Raw genomic sequence first — 12,740 nt, 5'->3', positions numbered from 1 at the left:
TAAACAACCTCAGTTTGAGATAAATCATGTTCAGCAGAATGAAAGAAGATATCCAAAGCGTATTTCATCGTGACCCCGCCGCACGTAATACCTTTGAAGTACTGACTAATTATCCTGGTTTACACGCTATTTGGTGCCATAGGTTGAGCCATAGATTATGGAACGCCAATTGGAAATGGTTGGCGCGCTCTATATCCACGTTTTCTCGTTGGCTCACGGGTATAGAAATTCACCCTGGAGCAAAACTAGGCCGCCGCTTTTTTATCGATCACGGCATGGGCGTGGTGATTGGCGAAACCGCAGAAATTGGCAATGATGTGACCTTGTATCACGGTGTGACGTTAGGCGGTACCAGTTGGAATGCCGGTAAACGTCACCCCACTTTGGCAGATGATGTAGTAGTAGGGGCGGGCGCCAAAGTGTTAGGACCCATTACTATGCACAAAGGTGCCAAGATTGGCTCTAACTCTGTGGTGGTACGTGATGTACCCGAAAATGCCACGGTAATTGGTATTCCTGGGCGTATTGTTACTTCGCAAAACAAGCCTGCGGCACCCACTAACGGCGAACGTGAAAAAATCGCTAAAAAATATGGTTTTGATGCCTATGCTGTGGCCACAGATAACCCAGATCCAATCGCCCACGCTATAGGCGTGATGGTGGATCATGTGCATCTTGTAGATACCAAAGTGGAAGAAATGTGCCAAGCCATTAATAAAATGGGCGGCGATGTGTGCGGTAAATCTCTCCCCACTTTGGACTTAGAAGATTTTGCAGATGATGAGCTAGTTAAAGACATTAAAAATGCCACTGATACCTTTGATCCTCAAATTTAAAAAGCACCATTAATACTTGAGTAAAACACTAGGTTAAATACTTGACTAAAATAGTCGGGTATGGGAAAATTTGCCTAAGTTTGGTGTTGGATTAATTACTATGAAATTGACTTCTAAAGGTCGTTACGCAGTGACCGCTATGTTGGATGTGTCGTTACACTCGCAACGTGGACCTGTGTCTTTAGCCGATATATCCGAACGCCAAGAAATTTCTTTGTCTTACCTTGAACAATTATTCTCGCGGTTACGCAGAGAAAAGTTAGTAGAAAGTGTTCGAGGCCCAGGTGGTGGATATAAACTAGGGCGCAAAGCCGGTGAGATTTCTATCGGTGAAGTGATTCGAGCAGTTAATGAATCCGTTGACGCCACTAAGTGTCAAGGTCAAGGCGGTTGCCAAGGTGGTGAGCGTTGCCTTACTCATAATTTATGGGAAGGGTTAAGTGACAGAATTAGTGTCTTTTTAAATGGCATTACTTTAGGTGAGCTTATGCAGCAACAGGATGTGCAACAAGTGGCCGAAAGACAAGATAAACATAAACAACATAATCACATAGCGGCAAACGATATCGCTATCAGTTTGCAGTTATAAGCGGAGTAAAAAATGAGCGAATTACAGCTTCCGATCTATCTGGATTATTCAGCAACTACACCAGTAGATCCTCGTGTCGCCGCCAAAATGGCCGACTGCTTAACCACAGAAGGGGTATTCGGTAATCCGGCATCTCGTTCACATAAATTTGGTTGGGTAGCAGAAGAAGCAGTGGATATTGCTCGTAATCAAATTGCCGATTTGATTAATGCCGACCCAAGAGAAATTGTGTTTACCTCTGGTGCAACCGAATCTGATAACCTTGCCATTAAAGGCGCGGCTAATTTTTATGGTAAAAAAGGCAAGCACCTTATTACCTTAAAAACAGAGCATAAAGCGGTACTAGATACTATGCGCCAGCTTGAGCGTGAAGGCTTTGAAGTCACCTATCTCGATCCAGAGTCGAATGGTTTACTTGATTTAGATAAGCTTGTTGCCGCTATTCGTCCTGACACAATTTTAGTCAGCATCATGCATGTGAATAACGAGATTGGTGTCATTCAAGATATTGCCGCTATTGGTGAAATTTGCCGCGAACGTAAAATTTTGTTCCATGTAGATGCCGCCCAAAGTACCGGTAAGGTACCTATCGATTTACAAAGCCTGAAAGTCGATTTGATGTCGTTTTCGGCTCATAAAACCTATGGCCCTAAAGGCATAGGTGCCTTGTATGTACGTCGTAAACCTCGTATTCGCCTAGAAGCACAAATGCATGGCGGTGGACACGAACGTGGCATGCGTTCTGGCACTATGGCGACCCACCAAATTGTAGGTATGGGCGAAGCATTCCGGATAGCCAAACAAGAAATGGCCGCCGAAAACGAACGCTTAATGATGCTTAGAAACAAACTGTGGGACGGCATTAAAGATATGGAAGCCGTGTATTTAAACGGTGATATGGACAGCCGCATAGCCGGTAATCTCAATGTAAGTTTTGCTTATGTTGAAGGTGAGTCTTTGATTATGGCGTTAAAAGACATGGCGGTATCCTCGGGTTCTGCCTGTACTTCTGCCAGTCTTGAACCTTCTTATGTATTGCGTGCTTTAGGCTTGAACGACGAACTAGCTCATAGCTCAATTCGTTTTACTATGGGGCGCTTTACCACAGAAGCAGAAATTGATTATGTCATTGGCGTTATCCGTAACGCCATTGAAAAACTGCGTGATATGTCGCCACTTTGGGATATGTACAAAGAAGGCATAGATTTAAGCACAGTAGAGTGGGCTCACCACTAAAACACTAGTTAAATAAAAATGTGTTGCCGAAATAATAACGGCGACACATAACCTAAAGGTAAAAGATCATGGCTTATAGCGAAAAAGTAATCGACCACTACGAAAACCCACGTAATGTAGGTGGGTTTGATAAAAACGACCCTAGTATTGCAACAGGTATGGTTGGCGCACCCGCTTGTGGTGACGTGATGAAGTTGCAACTAAAAATAGACGACAACGGCATAATCGAAGACGCAAAGTTTAAAACTTATGGTTGTGGCTCTGCTATTGCTTCAAGCTCATTGGTAACAGAATGGGTAAAAGGCAAATCTATTGATGAAGCGACGGCTATCAGCAATATGGATATCGCCGAAGAGTTGGCTTTACCACCGGTTAAAATTCACTGCTCTATTTTGGCTGAAGACGCCATTAAAGCCGCAGTGGATGATTATAAAAGCCGTCAAGCTTAAATTAATATTTGAAGTAGGAGTAACCAGTGGCTATTACCGTATCTGACACCGCAGCATTACGCGCTAAAACCTTTCTCGAAAATAGAGGATCAGGCTTAGGGTTGCGTTTAGGTGTTAAAACCACTGGCTGCTCGGGACTCGCCTATGTGCTTGAGTTTGTTGATGATGTGAATGCTGACGATCAGTTATTCGAAGACAAAGGTGTAAAAATCATTATCGACGGTAAAAGTTTGGTGTATTTAGATGGTACTCATTTGGATTTCGTTAAAGACGGTCTAAATGAAGGCTTTGAATTTACCAATCCTAATGCCAACGGTGAGTGTGGTTGTGGCGAAAGTTTCAACGTATAAAGTTAACTTTTGTTAAACTATACCACCCATATTTTTCAGTAAGCTTTGTAAAACCTGATGAATTATTTCGAACTATTTAATATTCCCGTGTCATTCGACGTCGATTTATCTGTGTTGCCGCACACATATCAGCAATTACAGCGCCTAACGCACCCAGACAAATTTGCCAGTGGCAGCGAGCAACAAAAGCTGCTGGCGATGCAAAAAAACACCCAAGTCAACGATGCTTATATCACTCTCAAGTCGCCTTTATCCAGAGCTGAATATTTATTGAGTTTGCGGGGAGTTGAATTACAACACGAACAACAAACCATTAAAGATACCGCCTTTTTGATGCAACAAATGCAATGGCGTGAAGAACTCGAAGAAGTCACCGAGCAAGCCGACCCACTAAGTGCCTTAGGATCTTTAGAAGACGACATTAAACAAACCATTAAAACCGATTTATCAGCCCTTAGAAGCTTACTCGAAATGGCAGACTCGGATGCTGAAAAACAAGCCGCCGATATGATCCGTCAGCTTAAGTTTTTATATAAAATGATATCTGAAATTGAGCAAAAAGAAGAACAATTAAGTGATTTCTAATCCCACTCACTGCAACTTAAAAGAAACGAACTAGACCATGGCATTATTGCAAATATCCGAACCGGGCCAAAGCGCGGCGCCTCATCAACGTAAATTGGCTGTAGGTATCGACTTAGGTACCACTAACTCGCTAGTGGCATCGGTAAGAAGTGGCGAAGCCTTGACTTTACCCGATGCCCAAGGTGAACATTTATTGCCTTCTGTGGTGAGGTATTTGCCAGATTCACATGTAGTAGGTCAAGCAGCAAAACAACAGGCGAGTAGCGATCCTATCAACACTATTGTGTCTGTTAAGCGATTTTTAGGGCGTTCGGTGCAAGATATTCAGACTGCATATCCAAATCTTCCTTATGACTTCACTGACTCTGCATCACCCGTGATGCAAGTAGCATCTGGCGAGGTGAATCCGGTACAAGTTTCAGCGCATATATTAAAGCAACTTAAAGTGCGCGCCGAACAAACATTAGGTGATGAATTACAAGGGGCAGTAGTGACTGTTCCAGCCTATTTTGATGATGCACAGCGTCAAGGTACAAAAGATGCAGCAGCATTAGCGGGATTAAAGATTTTACGCTTACTTAACGAACCCACAGCGGCGGCGGTGGCCTATGGTTTGGACTCAGGTCAGGAAGGCATTATTGCCGTGTATGACTTAGGTGGCGGCACTTTTGATATTTCGATTTTGCGCCTAAGCAAAGGGGTATTTGAAGTGCTGGCAACGGGCGGCGATTCAGCCCTAGGCGGGGATGATTTTGACGCTTTGTTAGTCGAGTATATTCGTGAGCAATCTGGACTTACCGGGCAACTATCAAAAAGCCTACACCGCGAGTTACTCGACAAAGCCAAACAAGCTAAAGAATCTTTAAGTAGTGATTCAGTGCACAGTGTGCAATTTGAGGACGATACCAGCAAATCCCATGAGGTGATGCTAAGTATCGATGTCTTTGAAACTTTGATTGCCCCTTTGGTTAAAACCACATTAAGAGCCTGCCGCAGGGCGATAAAAGACGCTGAACTTGAAAAACAACAGGTTATCGAAGTGGTAATGGTAGGGGGTTCCACTCGCGTGCCTTTGGTTTGCCAGCAAGTAGGTGAGTTTTTTGGACGCACCCCATTAACCTCAATCGACCCAGATAAAGTGGTATCCCTTGGTGCGGCTATTCAAGCGGATATTTTAGTAGGCAATAAACCCGATAGCGATATGTTGTTACTAGACGTATTACCTCTATCCTTAGGCATAGAAACCATGGGCGGCCTGACTGAAAAAGTGATTAATCGTAACACCACTATTCCCGCGGCAAAAGCCCAAGAATTTACCACCTTCAAAGACGGGCAAACCGCGATGATGGTGCATGTGGTGCAAGGCGAGCGTGAGTTGGTTAAAGATTGTCGTTCCCTGGCCAAGTTTACCCTAAAAGGTATTCCACCCATGGCGGCAGGTGCGGCGCATATACGCGTGACTTTTCAGGTAGATGCCGATGGTTTGCTAAACGTAACGGCTATGGAAAAATCCACAGGAGTGCAAGCCGAAATTCAAGTAAAGCCTTCTTATGGATTAGAAGATAACCAAATTGCCGAAATGCTCAAAGCCTCGATGGACAATGCCCAGCAAGACATGCAATCGCGTATGCTCAAAGAGCAACAAGTTGAAGCCGCCAGAGTGCAAGAAAACTTAACCGCAGCCTTGCAAGCAGACGGTGCAGCGTTACTGAGTTTACAAGAAATACAAATCATTGAAGCTGGATTGACACAACTAGAGTCTTTAGCTAAAGGCACCGACAAAGATGCCATTAAAGACGCCATCAAACAGGTTGATAAGTTAAGTGAAGTGTTTGCCCAAAAACGCATGGATCAATCAATCAAAAGCGCGTTTTCTGGTCAATCAGTCGACAAAATATAAATTAAATAATTTTACTGAATATTAGGATCTCACTATGCCACAAGTCATTTTTTTACCCCACGAAGAGTTATGCCCAGATGGTGCAGTATTAGAAGGTGAAAAAGGCACTTCAGTGCTAAACCTTGCATTAAAAAACGGCATCGGTATCGAACATGCCTGTGAAAAGGTATGCGCCTGCACCACTTGCCATATTATTGTACGCGAAGGCTTTGATTCGTTAGAAGAAGGTGATGAGCTAGAAGAAGATATGCTCGACAAAGCATGGGGCCTAGAGCCAGAGTCCCGCCTTGGCTGCCAAGCGATAATTAAAGATGAAGACCTAGTGGTAGAAATCCCTAAATACACTGTGAATATGGTGAGTGAAGGGCACTAGCGCTGAATTACCCGTAGTGTTTTGTTTTAAAAAACCAGCCAAGTGCTGGTTTTTTCATGTCTAATAGCAATTATTAGGATGAATTGGTATTACAACCAATACTTACCTAGAATGGTAAAAGCTTTTTATTACAAAACACAATTTAACTGTTTTTACATACAGTGTTTGTGTTAATCTAACGCTTAAGGTTAAACACAAGAGAGTAAATTATGGCCGTCATTACACGTTATGTAGTTGAACATAAAGGGGTGGAAAAGTTTGTGAGTGCAGATAAAAAAGCAGCTGATCAATACGATAAAATGCTCGATGTAGCGGATAACCTTAGCGAATACATTGAAGGTAAGGGCTTTAAACTTGATGTGTCTGTGTTGGAAGAGTTGTCGATTATGCTGTCCAAAAATAAGGACTCGTTAGCTAAATTATTGAAGGGTGTTACTGCGGATAGTCTCTTAACGGAAGAAAAAGCGGATGTTGTGGATATTGAAGCGAAGAAGGCTAAAAAGGTTTAGTGTATTCCCACATCTTTCTAGTGGTTACCCCCGAAGTGTTTTAATCCGGGGGAGCCATCGTTTTTGTGGCTGTATCGAATAGAGTCTATTTCCCTAATCTAGCGCTTCGCTTAATAGTTTCTTTAATTGCACTTGTTCGGCTTGGGTAAGGGGCTGATCAAATTTGTTGTTTATAATAAATAAATCTTCCGCTCGCTCCCCAATAGTAGATATTTTAGCTTGGTGCAATTTAAAATTAAGAGCGATAAATTGCTCACTGATATTCGCCAGTAACCCTGGGGCGTCTAAAGCTTCAAGTTCAACCAAGGTAACATTGGTTTGGGTGGGATAAAATCTTACCTTAGTTTTTACATCCAATTGCTTCATTTGCCTAGACATTTTACGCCTGTTGACGTGTTTTTCGCCGGGCTTATTTAGCTGAGTTTCAACGGCCTCGCGTAAACTGTTTAAGCGGGATTCTGAGGTGATCCTATCGCCGTTAGGTTCCAAAATAATAAAGCTTTCAAACATATAGTCATCATGGGTTCGCATGATTTGGGCGTCATGAATTGAACAATTTCTGCTATCGAGCACTGATGCGATTTGGGCAAACATCATATTTTGGTCTTTGCCATATACTATCAGTTCAGCACCTGCTCTAGACGTATCAGCGCTAGTCCCTACTAGTAAAAAATCATCCGTCATGGGATGCGCAGCCAAAATCAAATTAGCATGCCAGGCAATTTGTTTTGGTTTGAATCTAGCAAAATAATCATCCGTTAAACGCTTCCAAAACTGTGACACTTGAGTTTGGTTCATACCATTTTCAACTAAGAAGGCCATGGCTTTGTCTTGGTGCTCGCTTACTCGGTCTTGCAAGGCAACTTTGCATTCTAGGCCATTATCTAAGGCTTTTTGAGTTAATAAATATAACTCTCTGAGTAAAGTGGCTTTCCAGTCGTTCCACAGGTTGTCATTTGTTGCCCTGATATCAGCGAGCGTTAAAACATACAAATGGTTTAGATTATTATGGGTACGTACTGCTTGAGCAAATTCATTGATAACCATTGGATCATAAATGTCTCGTCTTTGTGCAACGACCGACATAAGCAAGTGACTTTCAACCAGCCATCTAATCAACTCTGTATCTATGGCGTTGATCCCGTGCCGATGGCAAAACTCTTCAACATCAACAGCACCTAGTTTTGAGTGATCGCCTTTACGGCCTTTGCCTATGTCGTGATATATAGCCGCGATAAATAGTAGTTCAGGTTTATCAAGATTCTTGACTATGTTTCCACTACGAGGAAATTTTTTGTTATCTGGCTGCGAATACTGATGAAGATTTTTAACCAGTCGGTGAGTGTGTTCGTCGACGGTATAGGCATGGAATAGATCAAACTGCATCATGCCAACTATATGATCCCATTGGGGAATGTAAGCCTGCAAGATTCCGTGTTTATGCATAATATCCCAGCTTAATGCAAAGAAGTTACTGTGCTGTGTGAGCTGAATAAATAGCGTTCGACATTCCTCTCGCTCAACATAGTATTGCTTGCGGAACGCTCGTCTAGCAACACGTAGTTGACGTAAACAACTTGAGTGTAGATCTATTACTTCGGGGGTGTCTGCAATTAACAATAAAAATCGTAAAATAGCCTCGGGAGAATTAAATACATGATCATTTGTAGGTGCTAGAAACCCATCGAGTAACTCAAAGTCTTGATTAATTTGTAGCTGTTGTTTGACCTTTAAACTTAGTATGTCTTGACTAAAGCGCTGCAATAACATTTTGTTGAGTTCGCTAATGCGTCGCACTGTTCTGAAGAAAAATTTCATCATTTTTTCTACAGAAGCTTTACCATCATCGCCATAACCAAGTCGCGCAGCCACATCGGGCTGATAGTCAAATAGCAAACGATTTTCACTGCGACCAGCGACTAAATGCAATGCAAACCTTATCCCCCAAAGTTTCTCTCGACATTCAATCAACTCGTTAAATTCCTGTTGATTGAAGTATCCATGCTCCAGTAAATCTATGCCGTCTGCGGTATTAAAGTGCTTTTTTGCTACCCACCCAATAGATTGAATATCTCGCAAGCAACCTGGGCTTTCTTTGACGTTGGGTTCTAGGTTATAGGAAGTATCTTTGAACTTACGATGACGTTGAATTTGCTCTTGGTACTTGGCGAGGAAAAAGTCTTTACTGCTCCAGTATCCCCTTGAACTAAGTTTATCTTGCAGTTCATCGAAGGTCGCCTGACAACCGTCTAGTAATCGTGCTTCTACTAAGTTTGTGGCAATAGTGACGTCTTGCTTCGCCAATTGAAAGGTTTCTTTGACAGTACGTACTGACTGGCCTACATCCAGACCTATATCCCACAATAAGGTAATAAATTGGCTAATGGGCTCTTGTTGTTTTTTGGTGAGAGGTTTTTTACTAAGTAGCAATAAGTCAATATCTGAGTGAGGTTGGAGTTGTCCTCGTCCATAGCCTCCTACTGCTACAAGTGCTAAATTCGGCTCTTGATGCAAACTTAATAGTTGCCAAATATGCCGAAGCAAAGCATCCACAAAGGTGGCTCTACTCAGTACCAATTCAGTGACTTCTTCGGTGCCGAATTCACTATCTAACCATTCGTAGCTGTTCGCCACTATCGTTTTGTAGGCGCCAATATTGTTAGTACTGGTGATCCGTTTTATTTGGTTAAGAAGACTTTGTAAGGACAATGAAATAACCTCTATTAACGGAATGTTTGAACCACTGAGAGCCATAATCTGGCGTACATTACCAATGTTTCTGGCAAGCTAAGATTATCTAAGTTTCTAACCTTAGATAAGTCGACAATAGCTTGCCTTAAATTTACTTAGTGACTAATAATGCGGTCGATCTCTTCGTCATCTCGTAAGGTTAATATTTCAACCCCATTAGCCGTTACCAATAAAGTGTGTTCCCATTGGGCGCTGAGACTTCTGTCTTTAGTGACTACAGTCCATTTATCCGGCAATACTTTTGAGTAACGTTTACCTGCATTTACCATAGGCTCTATGGTAAAACACATGCCTTCCTCTAGCGTTTCACCTGTATTAGGCTTGCCATAGTGCACCACTTGAGGCTCTTCATGGAAACTAGCACCTATGCCATGCCCACAATACTCTCGTACAATGGAATAATTGTGGCTCTCAGCATATTGTTGAATAACATAACCAATATCTCCTAAGCGGGCGCCCGGCTTTACCATTTTTATGGCTTTATACAAGGACTGTTGTGTCACTTTAATCAGTCGTTCAGTTAAAATAGAGGGTTTGCCAACGACAAACATTTTTGAGGTGTCCCCGTGATAACCATCTTTAATAACAGTTACATCAATATTGACAGAGTCACCCTCTTTAAGTTTTTTATCAGCAGGGATCCCATGGCAAATAACGTGATTAACCGAGGTGCAAATAGACTTCGGAAAAGGTGGGTGACCATAATTTAGAGGAGCAGGGATGCATTTTTGCTCGTTAACAATATAATCGTGACAAATTTGATTAAGGTGATTGGTCGTCACCCCTTTTTTCACATGTTTACCTATCATCTGTAATACATCTGCTGCAAGGCGTCCAGCGATGCGCATTTTTTCGATTTCGGCGGGAGTTTTTATGATGGCAGACAATGCTTTATTCCTATTTAGATTTTTAAAGGGCAGTGACCCTAAACATGACATATATATTAACTTTTCACATTTATATTGTATAGCGTAGAAAGCACTAACCTATTCTTAGAATCAATTAACCCGAGTTCGCGTTAATTGATTCAAGGGGCAATTTTTAAGAGGTTAAACTTGTATATTTGGATACCTCATGCTATAAAGCGCACCGTTGAAATTAATGGGGGTGAAAACCCAAGTTAATTATCGCGAAGTAGCTAAGAAATTAGCATTAATATCACACATACATCGACACATTTTTCGGGGTGTCTGCAAAGAGCTAATCTGAGCGGATCGAGAACTGGGATGTATGGAGGCCTAACCCCATATTGAGGAATCTTTATAATGGCAAATGTATCTATGCGCGACATGCTTCAGGCAGGCGTACACTTTGGACACCAAACTCGTTACTGGAACCCAAAAATGAAGCCTTTCATTTTCGGCGCACGTAACAAAGTTCATATCATCAATCTTGAAAAAACTGTGCCTATGTTCAACGAAGCACTTAACTTTGTTGGCAGTGTAGCTTCTAAAAAAGGTAAAATCCTTTTTGTTGGTACTAAACGTGCAGCAAGTGATGCAGTGAAAGAAGCCGCAGACAAATGTGACCAATTTTATGTTAACAAACGCTGGTTAGGCGGGATGTTAACTAACTGGAAAACAGTTCGTCAGTCAATCAAACGTTTAAAAGAGCTTGAGCAACAAAGCCAAGACGGTACGTTCGAAAAATTAACCAAAAAAGAAGTGTTAATGCTTACCCGTGAAATGACTAAGCTAGAAACTAGCCTAGGTGGTATCAAAAACATGGGTGGTTTACCAGACGTATTGTTTGTTGTTGATGCTGACCACGAGCACATTGCAATCACTGAAGCACGCAACTTGGGTATCCCAGTTGTTTCAGTAGTTGATACTAACTCAAACCCAGATGGCGTTGATTACATCGTACCTGGAAATGATGATGCTATCCGTGCCGTTCAACTATATTTGAACGCTGCAGCTGATGCCGTGATTAATGGACGTGATCAAAACCTAGAAGCGCAAGCTGAAAAAGGTGAGTTTGTAGAAGCGGCTGAGTAATCAGATAAGCAGCAACAAGCACTAAACAGGTAACGAGATCCTTGTTATCTATGATGAATAAATCAAACAGGGGCTTTCGCCCCTGTTTTTAAATGTTTAATTTCAAATAGTTTGATCAAATTATTTTGATGAGGAAACGAAAATGGCAGTGACTGCAGCCCTAGTTAAAGAATTGCGCGAGCGTACAGCCGCCGGCATGCTTGATTGTAAAAAAGCCTTGGTAGAAACCGATGGTGATATCGAGCTAGCAATTGAGAATATGCGTAAAAATGGTCAAGCGAAAGCAGCCAAAAAAGCTGGCCGTATCGCCGCTGAAGGTGTGATTTTGACTAAAGTTGCTAATGGTGTAGCAACTATGATGGAAGTAAACAGTGAAACTGATTTCGTTGCACGTGACGATGGATTCATTAAATTTGGCCAGCAGTTAATCGAAGTAGCCTCTGCTAACAAGATTAATGATATGGATACACTGAATAACACTGAAATCGATGGCGTTAAAATCAGCGATTTACGTGATACCTTAGTGGCCAAAATTGGTGAGAACATCAGCCCCCGTCGTGTAATCAGCATCGAAGGTGATAACCTTGGCGCATATGTACACAGCGCTCGTATCGGCGTTGTTGCTATTTTACAAGGCGGCGATGAAGAGTTGGCGAAAGACATTGCTATGCATGTTGCTGCGTCTAGCCCACAATATGTGAAGCCTGAAGATGTACCTGCAGAAGTTGTTGCCAAAGAAAAAGAAATTCAGTTGGATATCGCTATTCAATCTGGTAAGCCTGCTGAAATCGCTGAGAAAATGGTTTCTGGTCGTATGAAGAAATTCACGGGCGAAGTAAGCTTAACAGGTCAACCTTTTGTAAAAGACCCTTCAATGCTAGTTGCTGATTTACTTAAATCAAAAGGTGCCGATGTTATTAACTTCGTGCGTTTTGAAGTAGGTGAAGGCATCGAGAAGAAAGAAGAAGATTTTGCTGCTGAAGTAGCTGCTCAAATGGCAGCAGCTAAAAAGTAAGCAAGTTACAGATTTTGATATCTGCCAACAATTTTAATTGCAGTGGAAACATGCATTTTGACGTTGTTTGGGTATAATACTGGCACCTCAAATTGAGGTGCTTTTTTATATATGCTTCTGCTGTTTTTAATTAGTGAGTTTGAGATGGCA

13 protein-coding genes are annotated in these 12,740 nt (G+C 42.1%); 11 read left to right on the top strand and 2 right to left on the bottom strand.

Going from position 1 to position 12,740, the window contains the following annotated elements:
- Positions 1 to 26 precede the first annotated feature (26 nt).
- From cysE to Q0688_RS05265, 9 genes are all read left to right on the top strand, one after another.
- Positions 27 to 836 (top strand): serine O-acetyltransferase, encoded by an 810-nt coding sequence (cysE, locus tag Q0688_RS05305; protein WP_299073913.1) that lies wholly within the window; start codon positions 27 to 29, stop codon positions 834 to 836.
- A 100-nt stretch (positions 837 to 936) separates the two neighbouring features.
- Positions 937 to 1,425 (top strand): Fe-S cluster assembly transcriptional regulator IscR, encoded by a 489-nt coding sequence (iscR, locus tag Q0688_RS05300; RefSeq protein ID WP_299073911.1) that lies wholly within the window; start codon positions 937 to 939, stop codon positions 1,423 to 1,425.
- A gap of 12 nt (positions 1,426 to 1,437) precedes the next feature.
- A complete protein-coding gene (locus Q0688_RS05295) occupies positions 1,438 to 2,661 on the top strand; it encodes an IscS subfamily cysteine desulfurase (RefSeq protein WP_299073909.1) in 1,224 nt (407 codons plus the stop codon).
- Positions 2,662 to 2,729: 68 nt separating this feature from the next.
- Positions 2,730 to 3,110 (top strand): Fe-S cluster assembly scaffold IscU, encoded by a 381-nt coding sequence (iscU, locus tag Q0688_RS05290; protein ID WP_299073907.1) that lies wholly within the window; start codon positions 2,730 to 2,732, stop codon positions 3,108 to 3,110.
- Between the two features lie 26 nt (positions 3,111 to 3,136).
- Complete coding sequence (gene iscA, locus Q0688_RS05285) at positions 3,137 to 3,460, top strand: iron-sulfur cluster assembly protein IscA (protein ID WP_299073905.1); 324 nt, start codon at positions 3,137 to 3,139, stop codon at positions 3,458 to 3,460.
- A gap of 57 nt (positions 3,461 to 3,517) precedes the next feature.
- Positions 3,518 to 4,045 carry a co-chaperone HscB gene (gene hscB, locus Q0688_RS05280; protein ID WP_299073903.1) on the top strand — a complete coding sequence of 176 codons (528 nt, stop codon included), beginning with the start codon at positions 3,518 to 3,520 and terminating at the stop codon, positions 4,043 to 4,045.
- 37 nt (positions 4,046 to 4,082) lie between these two features.
- A complete protein-coding gene (gene hscA / locus Q0688_RS05275; RefSeq protein WP_299073901.1) occupies positions 4,083 to 5,945 on the top strand; it encodes a Fe-S protein assembly chaperone HscA in 1,863 nt (620 codons plus the stop codon).
- Between the two features lie 34 nt (positions 5,946 to 5,979).
- Positions 5,980 to 6,318, top strand: coding sequence for an ISC system 2Fe-2S type ferredoxin (fdx, locus tag Q0688_RS05270; protein ID WP_299073899.1), 339 nt, complete (start codon positions 5,980 to 5,982; stop codon positions 6,316 to 6,318).
- Positions 6,319 to 6,527: 209 nt separating this feature from the next.
- Entirely contained in the window at positions 6,528 to 6,827 is a 300-nt protein-coding gene (locus tag Q0688_RS05265) for a YebG family protein (protein ID WP_299073897.1), read from the top strand.
- 93 nt (positions 6,828 to 6,920) lie between these two features.
- Here the strand turns inward: Q0688_RS05265 and glnD are convergent, their stop codons facing one another.
- Both glnD and map read right to left on the bottom strand, forming a co-directional pair.
- Entirely contained in the window at positions 6,921 to 9,536 is a 2,616-nt protein-coding gene (gene glnD, locus Q0688_RS05260) for a [protein-PII] uridylyltransferase (protein ID WP_299074213.1), read from the bottom strand.
- Positions 9,537 to 9,673: 137 nt separating this feature from the next.
- Positions 9,674 to 10,465 (bottom strand): type I methionyl aminopeptidase, encoded by a 792-nt coding sequence (gene map / locus Q0688_RS05255; protein WP_299073895.1) that lies wholly within the window; start codon positions 10,463 to 10,465, stop codon positions 9,674 to 9,676.
- 378 nt (positions 10,466 to 10,843) lie between these two features.
- Here map and rpsB point away from each other — a divergent pair, with 378 nt between their 5' ends.
- Both rpsB and tsf read left to right on the top strand, forming a co-directional pair.
- Positions 10,844 to 11,575: a 30S ribosomal protein S2 gene (rpsB, locus tag Q0688_RS05250; RefSeq protein WP_299073893.1), complete on the top strand. Its 732-nt coding sequence runs from the start codon at positions 10,844 to 10,846 to the stop codon at positions 11,573 to 11,575.
- 142 nt (positions 11,576 to 11,717) lie between these two features.
- Entirely contained in the window at positions 11,718 to 12,590 is an 873-nt protein-coding gene (gene tsf, locus Q0688_RS05245) for a translation elongation factor Ts (RefSeq protein WP_299073891.1), read from the top strand.
- Positions 12,591 to 12,740 lie beyond the last annotated feature (150 nt).

The organism is uncultured Paraglaciecola sp., assembly GCF_937123705.1.
Lineage (GTDB): Bacteria > Pseudomonadota > Gammaproteobacteria > Enterobacterales > Alteromonadaceae > Paraglaciecola.
The sequence above is the reverse complement of the archived record's forward strand: the minus strand, read 5'-3'. Positions and strand labels throughout refer to the sequence as shown.